Consider the following 25152-nt stretch of genomic DNA (forward strand, 5'->3'; position numbering starts at 1 on the left):
GAGTCAAAACCAACTAAGAAACTCACAGATTTACTGTTTTGAGATAAAGATTACATTAAAGCAATCTCGATGTAAAAGTATCACACCTTACGTAGTCTTATGATATAAGGTAAATACAATTAAGACTATTGCAACTTGAGCACTTATAATCCCATTGCTTTAGATCTTTATTACAATCAACACATTTCCAATGTGGATCAGGTACAGCTTCTGAGTCCATCTTATTTAGCCAGTAAATTGCTTGATCATACTCTTGTAGCATAATCTTGAGCTGTATCATCACAAGGTAGATTGATATGTAATTAGCTTTTTTCATAGCAATATCTAAATGCTGACTTGCAAGATCATATTTCCCCAATCTAATTGAAGACAAAGCAAGCAAGCAATAACTAAAATAATAATCAGGGCGCAAGTTATATAGTCTTTCAGCGCCTTTATTATTTAACTTGATATACATTCTAGCTGATTGAGGAGTAGGATTTACTCTATACTCTTCCTCTAATACTGTGGAAGCTTTTCTGATTTTTTCAAGCTTGATATATAATTCTGCCTTTAAATAATTGATGGGCTGAAAAGTTGCATAATCACTTTGTGCTTTAGCTAAATAATCTATAGCTTTGTAAAAACTTCCTTTACTTTCGTATTGCTTTGCTAAAGCGCAATAAAAAACCGCTAACATCTTTTTACGATCAAAGGGAAGAAAAATATTGAATTTGATAGCTTCCTTTAACTTTGAAATTGCATTTATCCAATCTTCTTGCAATATACAATGCTCTATTTGAAAGGGAATAGACAAAATTTTATCATTAATTGAACTAGAGCAATATTCTATAAATTTTTGAAAGACTAACCTTTCTTGCTTTAGGTGAATAATCAGTTTATTGATCAGAAGTAGAGCTAAGTTGCGATTTTTACTTGCAATACTCGTTAAATTATGGCTGAAAAAGCTGTAATTTCCCGTTTTACCTAAATTAAAGAGCTTTACTAAAGATAATTTATCACTTTCTTCATTTAGATTTTTAATTAGCTTGTTGGTGTTCTCTGTATTACCTAAGTCTAAGCTAAAGAAAGCTTCAAAGAGAAGCAATTCTTCCCTACTTCTTCTTCTATTTTTTATGTTAGCAAATGTTGATGAAATAGAAGAACAAAAACGTGCAACTGCAATCAATAAAAATAATAAGACTACGCAAGCAAGAATAACGAAATATAGATCAATACTTATAGTATAATTGCCTAATTCCAATTTTATTACTTCACCACTTACCTTGATCCATATGCCAAATAAAAACGAAAAAGCAAAAATTATAAAATAAATCATGAGATGTGTTGTAATAAGTGACAATATATTATTGAAGTATTCTTGAAAGCTACAATAAAACCATTCAATTTATTAAGCCATGGTTTGAATTCTGGGTATGTTAAGTCACTTATTGCGGTGGCTATGTTCTGCCAATCATTATCGCTTATTAATTCTTCAATTTCCGCAAGCTTTAACCTGAGTGGATCACTACGATCATCTATCTTTATCCAATTTGAAATGATTTTTTTAAACAAGTTGCTTTTATTGTAGTTAATAGCAGTCATGTTCTTCGCAAAAGACAATTTCAACCCGCGTAAAGTATCTACCTCTTTCAAATTTTCCAATTCATTTACTGCATTTTCTATTTCTGGATCGTCAAGCTCTGATATCAAAGGCTTTATTGAATTTATATGATTATCAAACTTGGCTCCTCGCAATAACGAATTCTTCATCTTAATCACAAGTAGCAGCAACTTTGCGAGGTTCTTATGCCTTAAACTACCATCATCCTGCTCACATTGAGTGTGAAGATTTCTCTTTAAGTCAAATATCCTTTTTTCTACCCTAGATTGATTAATTTCAAGCAACATTCTAAGTTCATCTATCTTTTTCGTTAAAACACTTACACTTTCTTCACTTTCTTGCTGATTTATTTTAAAAAATATTATGTTATTTATTGTAATATAGCTGGCAAATAACAATACAATTAAGAACCAACCTATGCATTTTTTTCGAGTATCATTCATAACGTAATATCTCCGATGGGTCTTGTGCAGCTGCCTGCAATGCAGGAGGAATTGTTGCTAAAAATGATAAGAACAATGCAAGTGCAGAAATGTTCACTACATCTTGAGAAACTAATATCATTGGCAAACTTGAAAAAAAGTATATCATGGGATCAAATAGCTTGATGTTGGTGATGTTTTCTAAAAACAATCTAATACTTTCAATATTGAGAGAAAAAACAACCCCTATAATAGAGCCAAGACAAGTTCCTGTAAAACCAATGAGCAATCCACAAGCACAAAATATGCGCATAATGCTTCCGCTTGTTGCACCAAATGTACGCATAATTGCAATTGCAGATTTCTTTTCTTGTACTATCATCATCAAACTTGAAACAATATTGAATGCTGCTACAACTATAATTAAAGTGAGAATTAAAAACATCACATTTCTTTCAGTCTTTAAAGCATTAACATAATGGCTTTGCTGAGATTGCCAACTTTCGGCTCTCATTCCTGTTTCTTTTGCTATAGCGTTTGCTAGCTTATTAGCGATAGCAATATCATCTACAAACACTTCTATACTTCTCACATTACCTTGATAATTAAAAAAAGCTTGAGCTGACTTTATGGGCATATACACCAAAGCATTATCATACTCAAACATACCCATATCAAATATTGCTACAACTTTATATTCTTTCATTTTTGGTATTTCACCAGACAATGCGTCAAATCCTTCAGGTGATATAAGCATAATGTTATCACCATAATCAACATTCAAAGCTTCTGCTAATCTTGCCCCTATTATGATACCTTCATCGAATTTTTCCACGTTACCCATAATCACATTATTCTTAACGGTAGTATTATTAAGTAAGTCTTTAATTGACACACCACGGACTACGCTACCCACAATTCCACCATTTGCTGCAACGATCACTTGATCATTGGTCATAGAAGTAGCTTTTAATACACCTGGGATTTTCTCAATAGATTTTAACACTACGTGGTAATCTGAATTTATACTTCTATCAAAGTAAACATTAATATGTCCATTAATGCCAAGTACAGAGTCGAGCAGCTTTGCTCTGAATCCATTCATTACAGACATTACTACTATTAGCGTTGCAACTCCAAGAGCAATACCAACAATAGAAAACAAGGCCATTATAGAGCAAAATCTAGAATTCTTTGCTCGCAAATAGCGAATAGCCATAGTAAATTCAAAGGCAATAGACATTATACTAAGATTTAAATATCATACTTTTTATGCTTCATATAACTGTAATTTTTCCTTTACCTCAAATTGGGCTGTCTAAATTTAGCAAGCTTATAGAATATATTCAATATTCTATATTAAGATCTTCCATATATCGTCCAATCTTACTATATCATGATCAGATAAAAACTTTCCTACCTAAAACTCAACTATCTCAAGAGGAAATCTTGTACTTTTATTCTCAATTTTATGAAACACTTTCCTTGCAATCTCTATTACATGATTTTCGTTATAGCATATGTTTTATCATCTAAACTAACATATCCAACTACTGATAGTATTATATGGTACTCACCTATATAGTGGTGAAATTGCTTAGAAGTGCAGCTTGGTGGATTTACAAAAAGATATTTTATAAGAAAATCCTTTCCCATTAAAACTACACTATAAAATCCCCATGGCTTAATCTCTTTCCTTATTGGCTTTACTTCCTTAACTTTATTAATGAACAACATTAGGCTCTTACTTGGCTTTTTATAAACTCTACCTAGTAAATTTTTCATCATTTTCTGTCATCAAAAATGTCTCTCTTCCTTTGGTTACATCTTGAAACGACTCAAAATTCTTATTAAATCTCTTACTTAACTCTAAAACTAAACCCCAAGTGCCAACATCCATACAATCGAAATTGTCTTCTATCATTACAATGTTTTCTACTTTTTCTATCACTAGGTGATCAATAGATGTATCACCCATTCGTTCACAATTTTGCTGTTCTAAATACAGAAATCTCTCTCGTGGTACAAAATGCTTCATACTTTTACAACATAAATTATAGAGAGTCGGAGCAATTTTTTATCTCATCTATATAGCGTTTTGCTCTAAACACAAATATTCGAGAGTTCCAATAATGATTGTTACTTACCTTACGCTCGGGTTTTTCTTTAAAATCTTTTACTATATGACATCTTTCTTTCTGAGCATATACTGCATTTATATAGCCGTATTCAGAATTGAATTCATGAGACTTTACCCCAAAAGTGACTATAGAGTCAGTTTCAGAGGCTAGCTTAGACGCTTTCTCAATAGAAACATAAAAACTATTCAAATCACCTATAAAATAGTCTGAAGGAAGAACTAAGATTGTCTCGTTCCTATCGAAGAGAAGCACAGCAATTAGTACTGCTTCCGCTGTCCCAATTTTAACTGGTTCAAAAACTACTTTACATTCCTGTAATACATGTAATTCCTGCATCAATAATGACTCATATGTATATTTGTGGTAATGATGGGTTGCATATAATCTCTTTTTAGCCTCAACAAAGTGTTGTGAAACATAGTATTCTGACTAAATATTTTCTGAAATTACTTTGGCTTAGATAGAGGCCAAAGTCTGCTGCCACTACCACCACACAGTATTACAGGGTACATTTATTAAGATATTAATATTTGATTAATATCTTATACTAACGGAAAAATGCATACAAGTTTTTATTATGAGATGATTAAAGTAAAAAGTAATTTAAAGTGATGGTTGACTACGAGTATTATGGAATCCCTACATTTCGTGATGAGTCTTGCCTTCTTTCTATCTCTCTATCAATATGAGGAATGCTGCTTTTTTGATTAAAGGCTGCAGGTATTTTTTTATCAGTTTTGTTTTGCGGCTTCTCCTTTAAGCTTTCTCTAACACCTGGTTCTCTGGATTTATCTATACCTTCACTACTTTTATTCAGCGCCTTTTCTAAGTCTCTTTCAATACATGGACTTCTAGCGTCAAGCTCATCCCATGTGCCCACTATGCTGAGTGGCTTATGATCCTTCTGCTCCAGCTTTAGCCCTTCTTCACCTTTAATAAAATTAAAGTCACTTTTTACCTCTTTCCAACATTCTTTCAATTGGTGTTTCAACATAGTAAGATAAGCATCACCATACTTTTTCTCATTTTCTACAAATAATAAAATTGGAACCTTAAGTATTGTAGCTCCCATACTTACTAAATTTTTTACTACCACTGCAGGAGTGAAAAAAAGATAACCAAAAGATTTTGCAGCTCGATTTTTTCTAGCTATCAAGTTCTCTCCTAATTTAATAGGAATAAAAGTCAGCATTCTAGCACAAATCTTAGCCAAACCTGCAACAAAAACAATAGGAACAGACATCAGACTTTTATCTAGCTCTAGACTACCATTTTGATCTCTAATTTCTGAAAAATGAGTGCTTAATTTTTTATAATTACTAGTGTATAGTAATTCTCCATTTCTTCCCTTTTTATCAACAAATCCACGAACTTTACCCTCTCCATTTTTCACCTTTTTTATTGGCACAGAAAAGTGAGTTAATTCAAACGGATATTTAGGATCGTTAGTTTTTTTAGCTTCAAAAATTGGAATATATTTTTCAAGATCGACTTTCAAAAACCCAAATGGTTTATAGTAGCCATCATAATGCTTAACATCCTTTTTTTTCCCCCGATTAACTAAAAAGTCAATAGTAAAATAAGACCTGTCGTCCGTTTCCTTGACAAAAGCTAATTCATAGCTTGACCGCCTTCGACCTCTCTCACTATATGAAAGTTTATATATAGTCCCACCATCACTATTCTTACTTTCTATAATTTTCCCAGATTCTACAATCTGGTCGTAATTGTTTGGGTATTTGCATTTTCTTCCATCTGTATAGGTCATTACCCTTCTAAGATCCTTGACATAAACTTGAGATTCAGATGAAGCAAATAAACCTTTTGCTTTAAGTATAAAATCTGTTACCGCTTTTTTTAACACCAAGAACATATTGTCAAACCAAAATCGCTATAGTTCAATAATAAAATTAGCAAACTAATAATATATTAACACAAAACTAACAATTTTACAAGAAAATATGCCTATAAAAGAAAAAAGTCGTAAAAGCAAGGACTATACAAGTAATGCCTGATAAGCATTTTATGCATGTAATTGTAAAAATCCTTAGAGGTACGCTGTCTATATAATCTTCACACACTACCTGCATTCCAAGAACTGCATGCCAAAAAATGCAAAACACCAGTATAACAAAAAATAAAAGCTCTAGTGGGTGATTAATAGACTGAAATAATTTTTCATTAAAAGGTAAAGGGGCATCAACATAAAACGTACAAGAAAATGAGTAAATAAACCAAGGAAATAAAAATAACAAAATCACCGCAGAAATACGCTGGATCCACCAATAATATACTGAATTTACAGACTGACTCATATAAATACAAATAAAAAAGCCACAGTAGAAAGAAATAGCATTATTGTTAATAACATAGCACTCTTGAAAACACTAGCAATTTCTAAATTAAGCCCAGCATCCCACAATAAATGACGGATACCATTAAGAAAATGATACATAAAGCTTGCAAAGCATAAGATATAAGCTAATTTAGCAACAGGAGAGGACAACAATGCATTTAAGCACCTTACTATAATTAAATTAGGGGAGTAAACATGCAATATAAAATACCAAGAAAGTATGATTAACAAAAGAAATAGCAAGATACCAGTCAATCTATGCATGACAGAAAAAAAACTAGTAACTTGTAGTTTGTATACCTGTAAATGTGGGGAAAGAGGCCTATTACTCATAAAATTTCATTATCAAGAAATTAAAAAATAAAGTAGAAGTAAAGACAGCAGTATAGTACATAATGACACCATTATTTGAAATGGTGAATTACGTACAAAGCCTAAGGAGGTAATCCAGCTGCAGATTCCCCTACTGCTACCTTGTTACGACTTCACCCCAGTCACTGATCCCACTTTAAATAACTCCTTCCTTGCGGTTAGGCCATTAGCTTCGAGTGAAACCAATTCCCATGGCGTGACGGGCAGTGTGTACAAGACCCGAGAACGTATTCACCGTGGCATGCTGATCCACGATTACTAGCGATTCCAACTTCATGTACTCGAGTTGCAGAGTACAATCCGAACTGAGATGTCTTTTAGGGATTAGCTTAGGCTTGCGCACCTTGCAACCCATTGTAGACACCATTGTAGCACGTGTGTAGCCCACTCCATAAAGGCCATGATGACTTGACATCATCCCCACCTTCCTCCAGCTTATCACTGGCAGTTTCCTTAAAGTACTCAGCATTACCTGATGGCAACTAAGGATGAGGGTTGCGCTCGTTGCGGGACTTAACCCAACATCTCACGACACGAGCTGACGACAGCCATGCAACACTTGTGTGAAATCCGGCCGAACCGACCCTATCCCTTCGAATAGGTATGATTTCCATGTCAAGAAGTGGTAAGGTTTTTCGCGTTGCATCGAATTAAACCACATGCTCCACCGCTTGTGCGGGTCCCCGTCAATTCCTTTGAGTTTTAATCTTGCGACCGTAGTCCCCAGGCGGAATGTTTAACGCGTTAGCTGTAATACAGAAAGTAAACTTCCCATATTTAACATTCATCGTTTACAGCGTGGACTACCAGGGTATCTAATCCTGTTTGCTCCCCACGCCTTCGCGCTTCAGCGTCAGATTTGAACCAGATAGACGCCTTCGCCACTGGTGTTCCTCCTAATATTTACGAATTTTACCTCTACATCAGGAATTCCTCTATCCTCTTTCAATCTCTAGGCTAATAGTTTTAAAAGCAATTCCAAGGTTAAGCCTCGGGATTTCACTTTTAACTTATTAACCAGCCTACGCGCCCTTTACGCCCAATAATTCCGAATAACGCTAGCCCTCTCCGTATTACCGCGGCTGCTGGCACGGAGTTAGCCAGGACTTCTTCTGTGAGTACCGTCATTATCTTCCTCACTAAAAGAGCTTTACAACCCAAAGGCCTTCTTCACTCATGCGGCATGGCTGGATCAGGCTTTCGCCCATTGTCCAATATTCCCCACTGCTGCCTCCCGTAGGAGTCTGGACCGTATCTCAGTTCCAGTGTGGCTGATCATCCTCTCAGATCAGCTATAGATCATTGCCTTGGTAGGCTATTACTCCACCAACTAGCTAATCTAATATAGGCTCATCTAATAGCAATAAATTTTTCCCCCATAGGGCGTATACGGTATTAGTTGCCGTTTCCAACAATTATTCCGTACTACTAGGTAGATTCCTATACATTACTCACCCGTCTGCCACTGAGCTATATCATAGCAAGCTACAATATAACTCCGTTCGACTTGCATGTGTTAGGCCTGCCGCCAGCGTTCATTCTGAGCCAGGATCAAACTCTCAAATTTAGACTTCAACCTATAAAAGGTTGAAGGTACGCCGGATAAATCCGACAAAAATAATTTAGCTTAATACTGCTGTCTTTATTTCTACTTTAGAAATATCTTAATCTCCAACTATTCAAACAACTCTAAGAACATTATTGTGTGATATAATCACTATGTCAATATGTTTTTGCAAATCAAAAGCATTAATGTATAAATATATAACTATTTGGAATATTACCATGAAAAAATACATCTTTCTGCTTGCACTCGCGCCAATGTTAATTGGCATCACATTATACTCATTGTGTAACATTGATAACACAAAACAATCTATAAATGCAGGTGACAAATTTTACGAAGTATTATTCTTAAAAAGAGATAATAAGTCACTGCTAGAAGAAATAGATTCAAATTGGGAGTATTTAGCAAATTTTGAACGCGCATTCAATCATATCTCAGATTCAATGCCAACAGACATTGCATCTATTATTTATAATGATTTGGCAGACGATAAAAACTCTCCTGATGTTTTGCGTGAGTTAGCACAATACTTAGAAGTAATGAGCTTACTTCACTCAAGCAGTGAAAAAATAAATAGAGATAAAATTAGTAATTTAGAATCAAATGCAGTGTACCCTTATTCAAGCCAAGAAGCTATCGCTATAGTAAAGATACACAGTAACGACATTAAAGGTGCAATTGAAATATTGCGTTCATTATTAAATGATAGAGAATGTCCGACTCTAATCAGGTCCAATGCACAAGAATTACTTCGGATATACGAAAACTAAAAAAATTTACTTGCATAACAATTTGGCAGCGTATCTAATGAAATAAAGAACTCTACTTGACAAACCTCCTTATTTTATTACGGCACTAAAAGTAGTTATGACTCAAAATTTGTTTTTGACTGTAGGATCAATCATAAAATCCAGTAAAAACTTAAGTGTTTATCGGTAGATTACGTAAAATTATAGTGTTTTTTTTAATTTTTTCTATACTCAGCCAAGTTGCGCTTGTTAGAACATTATTACAGCACCACTTACAGTAATATAGAGTAAAATTTCACTACTCAGAGCTTCCTTTTACCTTTTTATTTAGCAAGACTTCTCTATATTTAGAGTTAATATATCAAAGAATAAACTTCACCAGCAGAATGTCATTCTAGCGCTAAAATGACAAAAAAGTATAAATCGCAATAGCTATTGTATGCAGATAGTTGCTACAAACCGTAAAGATGTTTAAAAGAAATCTAATTTTTTATCAACTCATACATTTCATTACCAACTTCACAATAAGGTTCTGCAGTTGGATAAAAATAATCAAAAAAAGAAATAATCCTTTAGTATTTCTGTGCTGCATCCAGAATTATAGTAAGTATCAAGCCTTCCTTTAAGGATCAACAAGATTATCTTCATACTTTTTCCAAATCACCCTACCCCAAACTGGTCTACGATGTTTGATAGGTATGCATCTCGATCATTTAACCCTTTGCTCTTATATTTAACAAGCATACTTTTCATTTTAGAGTTAAGATCGAATGCTTTTATTTCAAGATCTGCACCTTTCTTCATATAATCTAAATTATTAGCTAATTTTGTATTGAAACTCTATGTAAGCTTTACAGCCATCTCTCTTGCTTTTCGTCTTTATTAAAGCTAGTATCAAACCAACCTCAGTCACATTTGCAACAATCACGTGCTTTACACCATATTAATTTAGAACCAAATGCATTACATATTTCACTAACCGCTTTATTTCAATACTTTTATCTGCTTTAACATTGTTATAAGCAGTGGCACCCATAATATTATTCCTCGATTATAATGAAAAATAAAATCTCCCTTACCTACGTCTGGATGATGTTTAATTACTGCATTTAGCTGATTAACTAAACGAAATTTATTGAGGAAATGAGAAAAATAGGGTTAAGAATTTCAGATGCTGTTGCATATAAAACCGCATAGTTATGATCTTGCTGTTCATAGTATCGACCAAAAAATGAGCATCTCCATGATGACTCAAATTCTTCTAAACCTAAATACTTTGCTACGTATTCAACAAAAGTAAGGCCATTGCTAAAAATCCTCCTTAATAAAAAAGGGCATTAAGTTTTACGTTTCTTACAAAGGAGAAGTTATTAAAATTTCAATAATTACACCAATATCAGATAAACTATCACCCAGAACATAAAAATTTTTATACTTTGAATTAGAATTATTATTTTTATTTGCCATAACATTCAACATCTAATCATACTGCTCTATAAAGCCTATAAAAAAAGAAAAATATGGTAAAATTATAGAACTCTAGCTGAATTTTACCTATTTTTTGAGCAGCCCTTCTGCCTTAAAAGAAACCTCTAAGTTTTTTAGCACGGCTTGGATGTTTCAACTTACGTAGTGCTTTTGCCTCTATTTGCCTAATTCTTTCACGTGTAACATTAAAAATTTTTCCTACTTCTTCTAAGGTATGCTCCTTTCCATCTTTACCAAGGCCAAAGCGCATCCTTAAAATTCTTTCTTCTTTTGGTGTTAAAGTTGCAAGAACATTGGTCGTAATGCCACGCAAGTCGGCAAGTATTGCAGCATCCTCTGGTTTAGAAACTCGCTTATCTTCTATACAATCACCGAAGGTACTACTATCATCCTTTCCTGTTGGAGCTTCAAGACTTACCGGATCTCTTGCTATCTTCATAACTTTACGTATTCTTTCTAGCGGCATCGTCAATTCTATACTCAATTCCTCTAATGTAGGCTCTCTACCCATTTCATGAGTCATCTTTCTTAATGCCTTGTTGATTTTACTGATAATTTCCACCATATGTACTGGTATTCTAACTACTTTAGACTGTTCAGGTATTGCCCTAGTGATTGATTGTTTTACCCACCAAGTACCATAAGTCGAAAATTTATACCCACGTTTGTAATCAAACTTATCCACAGCCTTCATAAGACCAATATTACCTTCTTGTATCAAATCAAGCAGATCAAGGCCTCTTTTTGAATACTTTTTAGCAATCGAAACTACCAGCCTTAAATTAGCCTTAATCATTTCTTGCTTTGCTTGAGAGACTTCTTGTTCATGTTTCTGTATTCTCTTGATTACCTTCTTAAAATCCCGAACTTTATCTCCTTGTACATAACTCTTAATGTTGCTTAAGGCACTAGCTATATACTCATAGCTATCGTTCGTAAAACTTAAGAATTTATTTTTTAATTCACCTGTTAAAAGAGATTGATTTTCATTAATCTTGAGAAAAATTATTTCACTAAACTCGTGCTCTAAAAGCACATCATCATAAACATTATACAAACTTTCTCTATCAATACCGTATTTTCTAGCTTCAGTAATAAGATTAGCTTCTTCAAACGTGATTAGTCTACTTATTTCGTAAAGTTTTTGTGTAATTCTGGTAATAGCAGCATCACTAAACTGAATTTGTAATGCTACAGACCATATTTGATTATATAAATTTTCTAGCTCATTAGAGAAATCTTTAGAATTTTTTTTCAATACCAATGCTTCATTTGTTAAAGCAATGATCTCATCCAATGCCGTGATAACCTTTGGCAATAAATCACTTTCCATTTCAAGAACAGAAATATTTAAGTTAGCTGAACTTATGTCTTCACTCTCATTTCCCTTTTCATCATTACCTTTTTCCTCATCATTAACACAATCTCTAACATCTTCAAGTTCACTTTCTTCTTTGTCTACGATATTAAAATCAGAGTTATAAATTGCATCCAGATTTATAATTTCTCTCAGTAAAAAAGTTCCACCACTCAAATCATCACGCCATGTTTTGATTATTTTGAATGCCACTGATGTTTCAATTATTGCACGTAACATGTTATGCTTTTCAGATTCAATTTTTTTTGCTATCTTAATTTCATCTGCTCGTGACAAAAGCTTTACAGAGCTCATATCCTGTAAATAAATCCTTACTGGATCATCATTTTGTACTAAGTTTGTGGTAGCATTCAACGATGTCTCATCATCAAGCTTATTACCATCATCATTAGAAGGAGCTTCTTCCTCATCTTCACTACTTTCGAGTATGTTAATTCCAGAGTCTTGCAATAAAGCTATAGTATCATCTATAAAATCAGTTGAAAAATTTTCATCTGACAACTTATCATTTATATCATCAAAAGTGATAAAACCGCCCTTTCTTATACTTTTGGTTACAAGATCTTTGATGATCTTTTTCCTATCTTCCGTACCATTAATAGTTGACATCATTACCTTTACAGTTTAGAGTTTTACTCTTTATTTATCAAATAAACTTACAATTGGCAAGTTTATAGTTTTATTCTTAATTTATAGTTACTTGCTACTTCATATAGCTTAAGACAACATCAATTTATTCGCACTCTTCTTAATTAACTAATCTCTCTATTCTTACTACCATGGACAATCCAACTGAAAATGTTGCAATTCCAACCACTATAGCAGTAAGCATTAAGACGTGAGGTATAGGATTGGTATATAAGTGAAAATTTGAAGTCAATATAGGAGGTAAAGAACTTTTTACATACCCTAAAGATATGTAAAACAACAAAACAGATGCTTGTAAGACACTTAATCCCATCATCTTTTTGATTAAGTTTTTATCATTTACAATGATATAGAAACCTAGCACCATTAATATGGTAATGCCTACATAATTATATAGAGTCATTGTTTTTTCTTGCGAGCAAAATTTATATATATGATTAACATGGAAGAAGAAACAGTAAGCAATACACCCATTTCCACTAAGAAAATACCCAATTTTTGACCTGTTCTACTATCAGCTAACAATATACTATAGGATAAAAAATTTTGGCCAAATAAAACTGTTATAATACCAGCTCCTCCATAGGTTAAAATACCTAGTACGTTAGTAAATTTGATAATAGAGTAAGGTATTGCTTTTAAAGTTGTAGGTATATCAAATAACATAGAATATAATATTATTCCAGAAGAAATAATTATCCCCGCCTGAAAACCTCCACCTGGAGTATAGTCACCATGAAACTGTATATATAAACCAAACAAGATGATAAAAGGTATCATCAAAAATGTTACTGCACTTAATACTGGATCTTTAATCACTTTCTTTCTCTTCTAATATTAACATTATACAAAGTGCAGCAGTAAAAACTACTATAGTTTCTCCAAATGTGTCATAGCCACGAAAGCTTGCTAAAACAGCTGTCACTATATTAGGAATACCAATAGCTTTTTCAGTATTTTCTACATAATAAGGAGCAACGTGCAAGTGAACTGGAGCATTATGACTGCCAAAATCTGGTAATTGAACCATAAAATATGATAAACATGCAGTCAAAAACAACATAAAAAAAAGTGTTGTGGGGCTATGAGATAAATTTGCTTTGTCATTCTTTACCAAAGAGAGTGCTGCAAACGTAAAGACTGTGCTCAATCCTGCACCAACAGAAGCTTCAGTAATCGCAACATCTGGCGCATTCATAATCAAGTACATAAGTGCAATAAGTGCACTAAATACACAAGTTAGAACAGCACTTACAACTAAATATTTCGAAAGAACTATAAAAACTGCAACCGTTAGTAACAGAAAAAGTAATATTAGATTCAGTATTTCCAGCATCTTAACCTATCTTTAATAGTCTTTACTTTTATAATAAGTACGAGCTAAAATATAACTGTTAGTTGAATTGGCTATCCATATTATAAAAATCAATAATATAACTTTAATAGTAGTGATTGAAAATTGATTTTGCCAAGCAAAACCAATCAACAACAACATTGCGCCACTAGAATCTGCAATGCCTGCAGCATGTAGTCTAGTATAGAAATTAGGAAATACTACTACTCCTACGCTTGAAATGACTATTAAACAAACACCTAAAAATATGAGAATGGATGCTACCATAAATTATCAAAACAACATTAATCTCATTAGGGCTATAGTTGATATAAAGCTGATGCTAGCATATAGTAATGCTATATCAATTAAAAAAAGTTCATTCAGAACAATCGATATTGCTGTTATGAGTAAAACTAATTGTGTTGATAAATTATTGAATGCTAAAATCTTATTGCAAACATCACTTGACCTAAATACTATACAGTATAACATTACACCCATACAGAACAAAAGCACATAGATAGCAATACTAATCATTTATAAACTATTATAACCTCTGCAGATTTCTAAATCGGTACTTCTTCACCACTATCTTGATCATCTATTTCATCATCGTGGCTTTCTTGACTTACATCCAGACTTGTGTCAAGTTGATGATCAGAAAAATTTAACAAATTTGCTAGCTTACCTGGACTATTAATATAGGTATTATCTGTTTTTCCTTTCACGTACTCCTTGCACCTTTTGACCAAAAGGTTAAACAATTCACGAGTACTCACCTTCTTTTCCGCTATTTCATATAAAGAAACTATCGTATCCTTATGATCTTTAAACTTAACCATTTCAACAGGATCGCTTGCCCCTGTACTCAAGTCATAAGTTCTTTGACTTGCTAGCAGAACTAATTTAAAACGGTTGTGTACCCGTTCTACACACTTTTCTACAATAGACTCAACCATAAAATAATACCTTGATAAGCTTTATACTATATCACAAAAAATAAGATGTCAACTTCAGATCTATTGAGATCCAATTCTACATTCTACTTTTTCTTCCTTGGCTTTTACTGATTGATTTTCTGTTATTGTAATTATTATTTCATGATCAAGCTTTTTCAAAAAACCCAACAGTCTCTCCAAAGAAAAACCACTTGTCTTACCACTTTTAATTTGTGACACCTTTGGTTGATCAATACCAAGCTTCTCAGCAGCACAAGCTTGAGTCCAAGTATTTCTTCCTATAATTTTACTTATCATGCCAAGCAACTTTGTTTTTATTGCTTCACTATCCAGATTGTTTAATGATATTGTTTCCATAATTTTTTACTCTCGCGTATCAACTAGCTTTATTAAATATTACATCACAACATTCAATATACCAATATATTAATAGCACATAACTTGTCAATAAATATCTGATACTCAAAGTTTTAAATTGACTATAATTTTTATCAGAATACTAGTAATTTCAAATTATTATTTTGTAAAAAACTTACTACTTAAAGAGAATAAGTTGAAATTGCAAAGTTTAAAATACAGAAATAATCATTTTACAAACTTGTTTTAGAGACTGTGCGTGATCTCAAGAAAGGAATAAAGCCGGAGATAGAGTATGTAAATTATGAAAACAGAGCAAGATGAATAAGAGAAAAACTGAGTAGAGTTCTGTAGAAAGAAACAAAATCAAGAATATTTAGGATGTATTTTACATAGTGTTACAGGTCCTAAAAAGTGTCTTCAGTGAATCAACAATGTTTTCAAAATGGCAAGATCATTTTAATAAATGAAGTAAAAAACATAGCGTAAGCAAAGAAAGTGTTTTGAAACATATATAAAAAAGTAGTTACAAAGAAACAAGTAAAAGTATTAACTGTAGAGATCTTTGCCCTATTGTCAAAAGGTAAGTCTCTAACACTCTGATATAAAAGTGTAGACAATTACGATAAATCAATACCAGCCTACAAATCGTCTTCTTGCTTCCATCCCTTTGCTTCTAAAAAGATTATGAATAGACCCTTAATATCCGAAGCTTGTACCTCTGTATTTTAATGTAGGGATTCATTTCAATTTTTAAAGTTTATATTTAATGAGAATGCTATATCATATTAGTAATTTAATTTAAATATCTGTTGCTTCTAAAAGACTATTTGGTTAGTAAATAAAGTCATGTCTAATACAGAGAAATGAAAAAGGATGTTGCTATAATTATGGGAAGCGAGTCGGATTATGGCACTATGGTGCATGCTATTAACCTATTAAAAGAATTGAAAATTTCACATGATGTATTTATAATATCCGCACATAGAACACCAGAGAGACTCTTTAATTTTACTAAGTCTGCTCAAGAAAAAGGCTTTAAGGTTATTATAGCTGGTGCAGGAGGAGCGGCTCATTTACCTGGCATGACTGCATCGCTTACTTATTTACCTGTTATCGGTATTCCTGTGCATAGCAAAGAATTAAATGGGCTAGATAGTCTATTATCTATAGTGCAGATGCCAAAAGGTGTTCCAGTTGCAACAATGTCTATAGGAGAGAGTGGAGCATACAATGCCGCTATTACTGCTGCATCTATATTGTCGATTTCTAATAGTGAAACTGCAAATAGATTAAAAAAATGGAGAGAGGAGCAAACTCAAGCAGTAAAAGAAAAACCAATATTATAATGGCAATAGTTCTTTTAGATATAAAAACCATAAATCGTATAGCAGCAGGAGAGGTGATAGAAAGGCCTGCAAGTGTGGTAAAGGAATTAGTGGAAAATGCAATAGATGCAAAAAGCTCAGAGATAGAAATTAAGATAGAAAGTGGTGGGCGTAACCTCATTACTGTAATCGATGATGGTAGCGGAGTAAAAAAGGATGATTTAGAACTTGCGTTTACGCGCCATGCTACTTCAAAATTGAGTGACAGTGAATTGATAGAGATCAAGCATCTTGGCTTTAGAGGAGAAGCTTTGCCTTCAATTGCAGCAGTAAGCAGAATAAAATTATCATCTAAGGCAAGCAAAGCAGATCAAGCATGGTCTATAAGGTATGAGGGGGGAGAAAAAATAGGAGAGATTGTTCCTTATCCTTTATCGATAGGAACATATATTGAAGTACGAGATTTATTTTTTGCCACACCAAATAGACTAAAATTTCTCAAAACCGAAAGGGCAGAAACACAAAGCATTGTTGATATTGTAAACAACTTAGCAATGATCAATTATGGAATTGAGTTTACTCTTATCTCCGATAATAAGAAGCTTCTTAAGTATGCTAAGCAGACCTCATTATTTAGCAGGCTATGCGAAGTAGAAAAAGAATTTCATGAAAACTCTTTGCAAATTAATGAAGAAGAAGATGGTATTAGAATTACAGGATACATCTGTAAACCTACTATCAATCGTAGCAATTCAACTCAGATCTATACATTTGTTAATGGTAGACCAATTAAAGATAATCTACTTATTGGTGCAATTCGTTATGCGTATCATGACCTTATTCCAAACAATAGATATCCTTTCGCAGCGCTGCACTTAGAGATACCGTATGATCAAGTTGATGTAAATGTTCATCCAAATAAATCAGAGGTAAGGTTTCAGAGCAAGAGGCTAATATATGAAATAGTGAGAAGGGGGATAATAAAAGCGCTATCAAAGAGAATAGATCTTGTAGCAACTGTATTGGCCCAGACTGGAACAACAAAGAATCATCTATCATCAGATCCTTCTAGTAGGTCTAGTCTTAAAAATGAATTCTATGGAAGAAGGCCGGATCCTTTTGAAAACCAGTTAATGAGAGAATTTACTTCTCCGAACATAGAGACAAAAAGCTTATCAGAGCATTCAAAATCTTTTGATTATACTGGTATGCAAAAATCTCCTCCACGAGCAGAAACTACAATTTCTGAAAGGAAACAAACCGATCTAATAGGGGACCATCCACTTGGGTTTGCACACTGTCAAATCTACAATACTTACATTATTGCTGAGGTAAGAGAAAAACTAATTATAGTAGATCAGCATGCAGCCCATGAAAGACTGGTATACGAGTGCTTAAAGGAAAAATCAAGTATAAAAAGACAAAAACTTCTTTTGCCTGAAATGGTTGAAATCAAAAATCAAGCTGGAATGGAGATGATTAAAACTTATAAAGATAAACTTTTTGAGATGGGTTTTGAGATTGAAATTAAATCAGAAAATAGAATCATAGTAAAAGAAGTTCCTGCAATCTTAGGGGCAGTAGACATAAAGAGAATACTCATTGATATAGTTGATAGACTAACAGAAATAGAAGATACATTACCTATAGAGGATAAGGTGAATAAAATACTAGCCACAATTGCTTGTTATGGATCAATAAGAGCAGGCAGAAAGATGAAATTGGAGGAGATGAATGAATTATTGAGGCAAATGGAAAAGACACCTTATTCTGGACAATGTAATCACGGAAGGCCAACCTATATAGAAATGAAACTACGCGACATTGAAAAGTTATTTGAGCGAAGGTGAGAAGTTATCACAAATATGTATAGATTATACAACTCTAGTTTCGTCATCTCAAAACTCAGATACACAATTCATTTATGTTGATAATTAATATACAACTAACGATACCTATCAAAAACGACAATAAAGAATTCAAAAAAAGCTAGAAATTCTGTAGAATTGACCATAACATATAGAAAAAAGGAGGTGTATGATCACATCCTTCAATCTGATCATTGATTTACAAACAAAATAGTTTTGCATTTTTTGATAAGATTAAGTAATATCAGCGTGTTAGTTATACAATTAATAATTTTTATGGATGAGCGTAATCCTTGGAACCTTGGAAATAAACCTTCAGGTCCAGGTAATGAAGATATTCTAGGTAAAGCTGTGTCTGATATAAGATACTTTTTTAATGGCTTAAACAGAAATAGGGGTAAAAAACCTTATTTTGTCATTTTTATTGTTTTGTTGTTTTATTTTTGTACTGGTTTCTATATTGTCCATCCGAGTGAGGAAGGTATAGAACTTACTTTTGGCAAATATTACAATACAGAAACATCTGGTTTGCGTTATCACTTCCCCTACCCTATTGGTAAGGTTTTTAAAGTGAACGTTAAAGAAGTAAATCGTGAAGAAATTGGGATAAGCAGCTCTTATGGGCGAGATACAGATCGTGGTGAAGGAGTGATGCTTACCGGAGATGAGAACATAGTCAACGTTAACTTTGAGGTCCAATGGAGAGTAAGGGATGCTAAAGATTATTTATTCAAAGTACGGGATTATAAACCTGGTTTTAGCGTTAAAAATGCTGCTGAAAGTGCTATGAGAGAAATAATAGGTAAGAATACGATCTCTTTTGCACTCGAAGGTCAAGGTAGGGCTGAAATTTCTAGAGATACTAGAATTTTATTGCAACAGATTCTTGATGGATATCAAATGGGTATAGAGATTTTATCGGTTCAAATGAAAAAAATTGATCCACCAGAAAAGGTGATTAGCTCATTTAGGGATGTACAAAGTGCTCGCGCAGATAAGGAGCGTACCATAAACGAAGCATACGCTTACAGTAATGATATTATACCTCGTGCAAAAGGTGAAGCAATAAAGATAAAATTAGATGCAGAAGCATACGAGAATGAAATAATAAATGAAGCAAAAGGTAATGCAAATCGCTTTTTATCTCTCCATGAAGAATATAGACAAAATCCTTCTCTTGTTAAGAATCGTATCTATCTTGAAACTATGGAAAATATTTTTAGCAAGGTAGATAAGTTTGTTATAACAGACGATCTAAAAGGTATGTTCTCTTATTTACCCCTTACAAATCTAGGAAAATAGTCATGAGTAGTAATATTAAAATTGTTTTTGCTTTTGTATTTGTTGTGTTGTTGATTGCATTATCTAATTCAATCTTCGTTGTTCAAGAAACAAAACAAGCAATAGTTATACAACTCGGTAAAGTAGTAAAAGATGTTAGGGACAGTGGTTTATATTTTAAATTGCCATTTATAAATAACGTAGAATTTCTTGATAAGAGAATTTTAGATTTAAGTCCTGATAAAACTCCAAGGGAAGTGATAACTGCAGATCAAAAGCGTATTATAGTAGATGCTTATGCAAAATATAAAATAATAGATCCTATTACTTTTTATCAAACTGTAAAAAATGAATCAGGGCTAGTTAGAAGATTATATCCTGTCATAGAAGCTCACATAAGGGAGAATATAGGAAGATTTTCATTAATTAGTTTATTAAATGAAAAGAGATCAGAAGTTATGCAATTAATTCAACGTGGAGTTTATTCTGAAGCCAGAAAATTTGGCATAGAGATAATAGATGTAAGAATTAAGAGAGCAGATCTACCAGAAGAAAATAGTTCTGCAATATTCCGCCGCATGCAAACTGAAAGAGAAAAGGAAGCAAAAGAAATTAGAGCAGAAGGAGAACAAGCTGGACAAGAAATTAGATCAAAAGCTGATAAATTAAAAAGGGGAATTGTTTCTAGTGCAGTAAAAGAATCACATGAAATAAGAGGCCGTGGTTATGCTGAAGCAACTAGAATATATAATGAGGCATTCAAGGTTGATGAAGAGTTTTTTAACTTTTATCGCTCTATGAAAGCTTACAGTAAATCATTTGCTGAGGGTAATACTAAATTTGTACTTTCACCAAATAATAATTTCTTAGATATTTTGAACAAGGGATGGAAATAGTTTATGAAAAGTAAAGCATTTATTTTATCTATATTTGCATATTTTTTAATTTCATTTTCTTCATATGCTAATCTGTTTGAAAAAACAGTTGCAGATCCTGTATGTAGTTGTAATAAAGGGCTTGCTGATATAGTGGAAGAACTTATTCCAGCAGTTGTAAATATTTCAAGTGAGCAAATAGTTAAGCAAGAAAATAACAGTAGAACTAAAATTCCCTTTATGCCAAGAAATAATTTCTTTGATGACTTTAGAGAATTTTTCGAGCATTTTGATCAATTTTTCGATAGAGCTCCTAGCATTAATAGAGAAGTGACGTTACTTGGCTCTGGATTTATTATAGATAAAAGTGGAACCATAGTGACCAACTATCACGTTATCAAAAATGCCCAAGATATTACAGTTACTATGAACGATAATACTTATTTCAAAGCAGAAGTTTTGGGCTATGATGCAAAAACTGATCTTGCTGTGCTTAAGATTAATTCTGATAAAGATCTTCCTTTTGTTGAATTTGGTAATTCTGATAAAGCAAGGGTTGGTGATACAGTTATTGCAATAGGCAACCCTTTTGGTTTGGGTGGCTCTGTAAGTACAGGAATTGTATCTGCAAGATCTAGAGACATTAGTATTGGTACTATGAATGAATTTATTCAAACTGATGCTGCAATTAATAGAGGTAACTCAGGGGGACCACTATTTCATCTTAATGGAAAAGTTATAGGTATTAATACTGCTATTTATTCCCCATCTGAGTCTGGCGGTAACGTGGGTATAGGCTTTGCTATACCATCTAATCTAGCTATTTCAATTATTGATACATTAAAAAGTGGTAAAAAAATAAAACATGGTTGGCTTGGCGTGCAAGTTCAGCCTATGACAAAAGAATTTGCTGAGTCCTTGAGTTTAAAAGATGTCAAAGGTGCATTAGTTGCAAGCGTAGTAAAGGGCAGTCCTGCAGAGAAAGGAGGAATCAAAGTAGGTGATATACTATTAGAGTTTGACGGCAAAAAAATTGATAGAATGACGCAACTACCTCATATGGTTTCACGGACTAAGCCCGGAAACAAAGTACAGGTTAAGTTACTTAGAAAAGGTAAGGAGGTCAATATCAAGGTTGCAATCGAGGAATCTGCAAACGATAATTCAGGTAATGATCAAGAAGAAAGTAAATCAACATCTAGTGATATAAGTGGTTTAACCGTTTCAAATTTGCCAAAAGAACTAAAAAATAATGCACCCACAAAGGGTGTAGTAGTTACTAGTGTGGATAGTAGTGGTAATTCTACACTACGTGTTATTAAGAAAGGTGATATAATTATTCAACTAGATGGAATCAATATTGAAAATACTAATGATTTTCAAAAACAAATTGATTCAGCAGTAAAGAAAGACGGCAAAGATTCAATAATGTTGCTTATTTACCGCAATGGAAACCAGTTTTTTACTTCAATCAAATTGAAGAAGTAGCTGTTTCATAAAAAAAATTGCTTGATAAATTTAACTGGCTTCTTTATGCTTACGGTGAGGACCTTTCTGTAGATTAATAAAATTTATCCCTATACTGAAAACGTTTCCAACGAGATTATGGAAGAACTGGATTTCAGTATCAAGCACTGGAACAACATCATCTATAAGATGAAAGAGCTGGAGCAGTAAGAAATTCGATAATATAAAGCATTTTTATGCCCAGTTGTAAAACAATAACTTTCTTTCACAAGTTAATTTATAATTAAATTAGTGTAAAATATAATTATATTTACTAATCATCATTATTAATCAAGAATTAATACCCATAAATTAATTATATCTAATCGCAAAGGGAGGTGGAAATACGTTTTAAACTAGAAAAGGAAGGTATCCTACAAAAAGATTGTAATAATAGAACTGGTCGTAGGATGCCTGCACAAGTAAAATTAAATAACAAAAACAACATTTACCCTGCCTAGTGTATCTTACATTATCATCGAGACCAATATTGATCTGAGTTTTCACATTTGGGATTTGAAGTATGACGTGGCAAGTATACTAAACGACTTATCTGAATGGCCACAATTAAAGCTAGAAAGGGTGGGAAATAATTACAAATTCGCTTTAGTTACTACCTCTGATAGACCTTATTATTACTATGATGGCAAAGCTAGTATCATCGCTACTATTGATCTTATACCTCAGAATTACACATATGGTTTCTATGTTAACACATATAATCGTGAAAGCTGTAGTATTTATTATGAACGGCTAGAAAATAGGAAAGTTTTAATAGATCCAAAAGACATAATTAGCAGCAAAAATGTCAGTTTTATTTTGGAAGATCTTAAAAGATCACCTAATAAAAGACTCAAAATAAAAATAGGAGACTATTTGTTTGAAGAATCAAGAAATATATACAAATTATATAGGAGGGCTCAGGTATATGATTAAATTTGTAGAAAAGTTGGCATATTGAATGATATCAATTCAGCATTTACTCGTATAAGCAATACATTCGAGTTATTCCCTTTTCATAAAATGGAGAGCTTGAAAGCACAAGATACCTATTTCGCAGTAAAAAAGTTAGCAACAATTATGTTGGTTGCATATCGTATGAAAATAGCACATGCAAAAATTTTTATAATTTTAACCCTAATTCTTTTCGGTATGAGCATGACAATAGACCAGGTCCATATCCTTATTACTATAACTTAGAAAAGTTTGATAACTTTTTGGAGGTTGATGTGAATATTCAAGAACATATAAATTTAGAAACAGAAATTAAACTTTTAAAACGCAAAATTGAAAGATTAGAACGTACTGGTGTACTACGTCCTAAAGGTGAGCCAGGTAAAAGGGGACAAAAGGTGTAGAGCCTTCGATGGAGCGCTTGGTCATCAAGGTAACAAGGGGGATACTGGATCGTCAGGTGCGCATGGATCAAAAGGTGATCAAGGAGAAAAAGGAAATCAAGGCACTAATGGAATAACTCCAAGTATTAATCAAGTTGTTACCGAATTTTCTTCTAACAGAGCCCATCTATATCCTTTAGCAGCAGCTATAATGGAAGAAGATCAGCGTAATTCCATAGGATTTTCAGAAAGAAAAGCACATTTTTTGGTGAGCATGTAAAGCGAGAAGATTATTTAAAAGCGTTAGTTAAGGGCATACAAGGTCCTCCAGGCCAAAAGGGCGAACCAGGTCGTAACGGTGAACGGGGTTTAAAGGGCGAACAAGGTTCCAAAGATAATAAGGGTGACCGAGGTTTTCCTGGTCCAGAAGGTTCTAAAGGAGATACTAGCTCAAAAGGTGAGAAGGGAGATGCCTCAAGTGCTATAGAAATAGTAACTGAATTAGTTACTAGTAAAAAAGCTAAGCTAGGAGAAGCAGTTCTTAACGCAAATGGTATCAAAGGTGAAAATCTTGCAACTCAGATTGCCGGTAAAATTAATCTTAATTTGCAGGAACTTGTGAATAAAATTGATGTAGCAAAACTTACTGAAGGAGTAGTAAGTAAACTTTCTTTAGAGGAAGCAAAAAACATTATAAAAGATGCTGTTAGTAAGATAACAAGCGATTCTATAAAGAAAAAACAATCCCTATCCTATAGCCTTCCAAAAATATGAAATTGCAGAAAAGCTTGCTAAACTACTTGTTGATAGAAGCAATATGAGCGAGATAGAAGCTCATAATCTTAATAGTAATTTAAATAAGCAGCCAAAGACTATAGAAATCGTGAAGCAAGAAATATACAAGGAAAATTAGTTAAGTATTTGCTTGAGTATGCCAAATTAAAAGGCGATGTGAATGCAGCAAAAACAATAGTTGAAAATATTGTTCATCAGTTCTTTGACACTCAAAAAGTAGGTGAATTAGGAAGAGCGGTACTAGAAGCAAAAGATGATCAAGATAAAAAAAGTGCTGGTAAATGATCCAGTCTTACATGAAGGAATAGCAGAAGAGTTGACACAAAATCCAGGAAAGATAAAAGTTCCCAAAGGAGATACTGGTTCTAAAGGTGATAAAGGAGATAATGGAACAGATGGATTGCCAGGTGCACAAGTTCCTAAAGGAGAGCCAGGCATAAAAGGTGAGCCGGGTATAAATGTAACAAAGGGAGATATTGGTCCTAAAGGATTAGATGGAGCCATAGGGATAAAAGGTGATATGGGTGAGAAAGGAAAGATAGGTTCTAAAGGTAACAAAGGATAACCAGGTGCGAATGGGTTACAAGGTCCAGAAGGTCCCAAATAATCAGATGGGTTGTCAGGTTCAAAAGGAGATCCAGGTCTAAGGGTCTTCAATGGTACACAAGGTCTTACAGGCAACAAGGGTGATCCCGGTAGGCTTTATTGCATAGAACTGATAGTGCATGTAAATCAAAGTAAATTTACGCAGCTAATTTAAATTTAGCCACACCTATATCAGTAAAT

General features: G+C 33.2%; 28 protein-coding genes, 1 rRNA gene and 1 pseudogene. 13 read left to right on the top strand and 17 right to left on the bottom strand.

Going from position 1 to position 25152, the window contains the following annotated elements; all coding sequences use genetic code 11:
• Positions 1-97: 97 nt before the first annotated feature.
• The 8 genes and pseudogenes from wTpre_RS02760 to wTpre_RS02805 form a co-directional block, all read right to left on the bottom strand.
• Positions 98-1318, bottom strand: coding sequence for a tetratricopeptide repeat protein (locus wTpre_RS02760; protein ID WP_068651802.1), 1221 nt, complete (start codon positions 1316-1318; stop codon positions 98-100).
• Positions 1315-2046 (bottom strand): hypothetical protein, encoded by a 732-nt coding sequence (locus tag wTpre_RS02765; protein ID WP_068651804.1) that lies wholly within the window; start codon positions 2044-2046, stop codon positions 1315-1317. Before wTpre_RS02765 ends, wTpre_RS02760 begins: the two co-directional genes overlap by 4 nt.
• The gene (locus wTpre_RS02770) at positions 2039-3268 is read right to left on the bottom strand and encodes a lipoprotein-releasing ABC transporter permease subunit (protein ID WP_068651806.1); all 1230 of its coding nucleotides are present in this window, start codon (positions 3266-3268) and stop codon (positions 2039-2041) included. The genes wTpre_RS02765 and wTpre_RS02770 overlap by 8 nt, the downstream gene beginning before the upstream one ends.
• Positions 3269-3448: 180 nt before the next feature.
• Positions 3449-4678, bottom strand: a pseudogene (locus wTpre_RS07480) (sugar phosphate nucleotidyltransferase); the annotation flags it as partial.
• A gap of 116 nt (positions 4679-4794) precedes the next feature.
• Entirely contained in the window at positions 4795-6039 is a 1245-nt protein-coding gene (locus tag wTpre_RS02790) for a hypothetical protein (RefSeq protein ID WP_068651808.1), read from the bottom strand.
• A gap of 76 nt (positions 6040-6115) precedes the next feature.
• Positions 6116-6481, bottom strand: coding sequence for a succinate dehydrogenase, hydrophobic membrane anchor protein (sdhD, locus tag wTpre_RS02795; protein ID WP_068651810.1), 366 nt, complete (start codon positions 6479-6481; stop codon positions 6116-6118).
• On the bottom strand, positions 6478-6855 hold the full coding sequence (gene sdhC / locus wTpre_RS02800; protein ID WP_068651812.1) for a succinate dehydrogenase, cytochrome b556 subunit: 378 nt from the start codon (positions 6853-6855) through the stop codon (positions 6478-6480). Before sdhC ends, sdhD begins: the two co-directional genes overlap by 4 nt.
• 102 nt (positions 6856-6957) lie before the next feature.
• Positions 6958-8461 (bottom strand): 16S ribosomal RNA (locus wTpre_RS02805).
• Positions 8462-8613: 152 nt separating this feature from the next.
• On the opposite strand from wTpre_RS02805, the gene wTpre_RS02810 reads away from it, so the two are divergent.
• Complete coding sequence (locus wTpre_RS02810; RefSeq protein WP_068651814.1) at positions 8614-9231, top strand: hypothetical protein; 618 nt, start codon at positions 8614-8616, stop codon at positions 9229-9231.
• A 639-nt stretch (positions 9232-9870) separates the two neighbouring features.
• Here wTpre_RS02810 and wTpre_RS02820 read toward each other — a convergent pair.
• The 9 genes from wTpre_RS02820 to wTpre_RS02865 form a co-directional block, all read right to left on the bottom strand.
• Positions 9871-10014, bottom strand: a complete 144-nt coding sequence (locus tag wTpre_RS02820; protein WP_068651816.1) for a GDSL family lipase — start codon at positions 10012-10014, stop codon at positions 9871-9873.
• Positions 10015-10789: 775 nt separating this feature from the next.
• Positions 10790-12685, bottom strand: a complete 1896-nt coding sequence (rpoD, locus tag wTpre_RS02830) for an RNA polymerase sigma factor RpoD (protein ID WP_068651818.1) — start codon at positions 12683-12685, stop codon at positions 10790-10792.
• A gap of 139 nt (positions 12686-12824) precedes the next feature.
• The gene (locus tag wTpre_RS02835) at positions 12825-13127 is read right to left on the bottom strand and encodes a cation:proton antiporter subunit C (RefSeq protein WP_068651820.1); all 303 of its coding nucleotides are present in this window, start codon (positions 13125-13127) and stop codon (positions 12825-12827) included.
• Positions 13124-13543, bottom strand: coding sequence for a Na(+)/H(+) antiporter subunit B (locus tag wTpre_RS02840; RefSeq protein WP_068651822.1), 420 nt, complete (start codon positions 13541-13543; stop codon positions 13124-13126). Before wTpre_RS02840 ends, wTpre_RS02835 begins: the two co-directional genes overlap by 4 nt.
• Positions 13536-14060: a DUF4040 domain-containing protein gene (locus wTpre_RS02845; protein WP_068651824.1), complete on the bottom strand. Its 525-nt coding sequence runs from the start codon at positions 14058-14060 to the stop codon at positions 13536-13538. Before wTpre_RS02845 ends, wTpre_RS02840 begins: the two co-directional genes overlap by 8 nt.
• Positions 14061-14072: 12 nt before the next feature.
• On the bottom strand, positions 14073-14345 hold the full coding sequence (locus wTpre_RS02850) for a monovalent cation/H(+) antiporter subunit G (protein ID WP_068651826.1): 273 nt from the start codon (positions 14343-14345) through the stop codon (positions 14073-14075).
• Positions 14346-14351: 6 nt separating this feature from the next.
• Positions 14352-14597: a monovalent cation/H+ antiporter complex subunit F gene (locus wTpre_RS02855; protein WP_083495762.1), complete on the bottom strand. Its 246-nt coding sequence runs from the start codon at positions 14595-14597 to the stop codon at positions 14352-14354.
• A gap of 29 nt (positions 14598-14626) precedes the next feature.
• Complete coding sequence (rpoZ, locus tag wTpre_RS02860; RefSeq protein ID WP_068651830.1) at positions 14627-15019, bottom strand: DNA-directed RNA polymerase subunit omega; 393 nt, start codon at positions 15017-15019, stop codon at positions 14627-14629.
• Positions 15020-15079: 60 nt separating this feature from the next.
• Positions 15080-15376 (bottom strand): helix-turn-helix domain-containing protein, encoded by a 297-nt coding sequence (locus tag wTpre_RS02865; protein WP_068651832.1) that lies wholly within the window; start codon positions 15374-15376, stop codon positions 15080-15082.
• An 890-nt stretch (positions 15377-16266) separates the two neighbouring features.
• Between wTpre_RS02865 and purE the strand changes: the two genes are divergently transcribed.
• The 12 genes from purE to wTpre_RS06585 all read left to right on the top strand — a co-directional run bounded on the left by purE (position 16267) and on the right by wTpre_RS06585 (position 24931).
• Complete coding sequence (gene purE / locus wTpre_RS02870; protein WP_245609319.1) at positions 16267-16725, top strand: 5-(carboxyamino)imidazole ribonucleotide mutase; 459 nt, start codon at positions 16267-16269, stop codon at positions 16723-16725.
• On the top strand, positions 16725-18554 hold the full coding sequence (gene mutL / locus wTpre_RS02875) for a DNA mismatch repair endonuclease MutL (RefSeq protein WP_068652616.1): 1830 nt from the start codon (positions 16725-16727) through the stop codon (positions 18552-18554). Before purE ends, mutL begins: the two co-directional genes overlap by 1 nt.
• A gap of 294 nt (positions 18555-18848) precedes the next feature.
• On the top strand, positions 18849-19874 hold the full coding sequence (hflK, locus tag wTpre_RS02880) for an FtsH protease activity modulator HflK (RefSeq protein WP_068651839.1): 1026 nt from the start codon (positions 18849-18851) through the stop codon (positions 19872-19874).
• 2 nt (positions 19875-19876) lie between these two features.
• Entirely contained in the window at positions 19877-20749 is an 873-nt protein-coding gene (gene hflC, locus wTpre_RS02885; protein WP_068651841.1) for a protease modulator HflC, read from the top strand.
• A gap of 3 nt (positions 20750-20752) precedes the next feature.
• A complete protein-coding gene (locus wTpre_RS02890; protein ID WP_068651843.1) occupies positions 20753-22216 on the top strand; it encodes a DegQ family serine endoprotease in 1464 nt (487 codons plus the stop codon).
• A 546-nt stretch (positions 22217-22762) separates the two neighbouring features.
• Positions 22763-23170 carry a hypothetical protein gene (locus tag wTpre_RS06560; protein ID WP_245609320.1) on the top strand — a complete coding sequence of 136 codons (408 nt, stop codon included), beginning with the start codon at positions 22763-22765 and terminating at the stop codon, positions 23168-23170.
• Between the two features lie 21 nt (positions 23171-23191).
• The gene (locus wTpre_RS06565) at positions 23192-23434 is read left to right on the top strand and encodes a hypothetical protein (protein ID WP_245609321.1); all 243 of its coding nucleotides are present in this window, start codon (positions 23192-23194) and stop codon (positions 23432-23434) included.
• Positions 23435-23463: 29 nt separating this feature from the next.
• The gene (locus tag wTpre_RS07190) at positions 23464-23592 is read left to right on the top strand and encodes a hypothetical protein (protein WP_256359274.1); all 129 of its coding nucleotides are present in this window, start codon (positions 23464-23466) and stop codon (positions 23590-23592) included.
• Complete coding sequence (locus wTpre_RS06570) at positions 23561-23851, top strand: collagen-like protein (protein ID WP_245609322.1); 291 nt, start codon at positions 23561-23563, stop codon at positions 23849-23851. The genes wTpre_RS07190 and wTpre_RS06570 overlap by 32 nt, the downstream gene beginning before the upstream one ends.
• A 338-nt stretch (positions 23852-24189) precedes the next feature.
• Positions 24190-24345, top strand: a complete 156-nt coding sequence (locus wTpre_RS06575; RefSeq protein ID WP_245609323.1) for a hypothetical protein — start codon at positions 24190-24192, stop codon at positions 24343-24345.
• Positions 24346-24492: 147 nt separating this feature from the next.
• Complete coding sequence (locus wTpre_RS06580; RefSeq protein ID WP_245609324.1) at positions 24493-24651, top strand: hypothetical protein; 159 nt, start codon at positions 24493-24495, stop codon at positions 24649-24651.
• On the top strand, positions 24620-24931 hold the full coding sequence (locus tag wTpre_RS06585) for a hypothetical protein (RefSeq protein ID WP_245609325.1): 312 nt from the start codon (positions 24620-24622) through the stop codon (positions 24929-24931). The genes wTpre_RS06580 and wTpre_RS06585 overlap by 32 nt, the downstream gene beginning before the upstream one ends.
• The last annotated feature ends 221 nt before the right edge of the window (positions 24932-25152 follow it).

Origin of the sequence: Wolbachia endosymbiont of Trichogramma pretiosum (assembly GCF_001439985.1) — a bacterium.
Taxonomy (GTDB): Bacteria; Pseudomonadota; Alphaproteobacteria; order Rickettsiales; family Anaplasmataceae; genus Wolbachia.

Coding starts and splice junctions, on each gene's coding strand:
- wTpre_RS02760 (WP_068651802.1), bottom strand. CDS start 1,318: ATGATTTATTTTATAATTTTTGCTTTTTCGTTTTTATTTGGCATATGG.
- wTpre_RS02765 (WP_068651804.1), bottom strand. CDS start 2,046: ATGAATGATACTCGAAAAAAATGCATAGGTTGGTTCTTAATTGTATTG.
- wTpre_RS02770 (WP_068651806.1), bottom strand. CDS start 3,268: ATGTCTATTGCCTTTGAATTTACTATGGCTATTCGCTATTTGCGAGCA.
- wTpre_RS02790 (WP_068651808.1), bottom strand. CDS start 6,039: ATGTTCTTGGTGTTAAAAAAAGCGGTAACAGATTTTATACTTAAAGCA.
- sdhD (WP_068651810.1), bottom strand. CDS start 6,481: ATGAGTCAGTCTGTAAATTCAGTATATTATTGGTGGATCCAGCGTATT.
- sdhC (WP_068651812.1), bottom strand. CDS start 6,855: ATGAGTAATAGGCCTCTTTCCCCACATTTACAGGTATACAAACTACAA.
- wTpre_RS02810 (WP_068651814.1), top strand. CDS start 8,614: ATGTCAATATGTTTTTGCAAATCAAAAGCATTAATGTATAAATATATA.
- wTpre_RS02820 (WP_068651816.1), bottom strand. CDS start 10,014: ATGAAGAAAGGTGCAGATCTTGAAATAAAAGCATTCGATCTTAACTCT.
- rpoD (WP_068651818.1), bottom strand. CDS start 12,685: ATGTCAACTATTAATGGTACGGAAGATAGGAAAAAGATCATCAAAGAT.
- wTpre_RS02835 (WP_068651820.1), bottom strand. CDS start 13,127: ATGACTCTATATAATTATGTAGGCATTACCATATTAATGGTGCTAGGT.
- wTpre_RS02845 (WP_068651824.1), bottom strand. CDS start 14,060: ATGCTGGAAATACTGAATCTAATATTACTTTTTCTGTTACTAACGGTT.
- wTpre_RS02850 (WP_068651826.1), bottom strand. CDS start 14,345: ATGGTAGCATCCATTCTCATATTTTTAGGTGTTTGTTTAATAGTCATT.
- wTpre_RS02855 (WP_083495762.1), bottom strand. CDS start 14,597: ATGATTAGTATTGCTATCTATGTGCTTTTGTTCTGTATGGGTGTAATG.
- rpoZ (WP_068651830.1), bottom strand. CDS start 15,019: ATGGTTGAGTCTATTGTAGAAAAGTGTGTAGAACGGGTACACAACCGT.
- wTpre_RS02865 (WP_068651832.1), bottom strand. CDS start 15,376: ATGGAAACAATATCATTAAACAATCTGGATAGTGAAGCAATAAAAACA.
- purE (WP_245609319.1), top strand. CDS start 16,267: ATGGGAAGCGAGTCGGATTATGGCACTATGGTGCATGCTATTAACCTA.
- mutL (WP_068652616.1), top strand. CDS start 16,725: ATGGCAATAGTTCTTTTAGATATAAAAACCATAAATCGTATAGCAGCA.
- hflK (WP_068651839.1), top strand. CDS start 18,849: ATGGATGAGCGTAATCCTTGGAACCTTGGAAATAAACCTTCAGGTCCA.
- hflC (WP_068651841.1), top strand. CDS start 19,877: ATGAGTAGTAATATTAAAATTGTTTTTGCTTTTGTATTTGTTGTGTTG.
- wTpre_RS02890 (WP_068651843.1), top strand. CDS start 20,753: ATGAAAAGTAAAGCATTTATTTTATCTATATTTGCATATTTTTTAATT.
- wTpre_RS06585 (WP_245609325.1), top strand. CDS start 24,620: ATGATCAAGATAAAAAAAGTGCTGGTAAATGATCCAGTCTTACATGAA.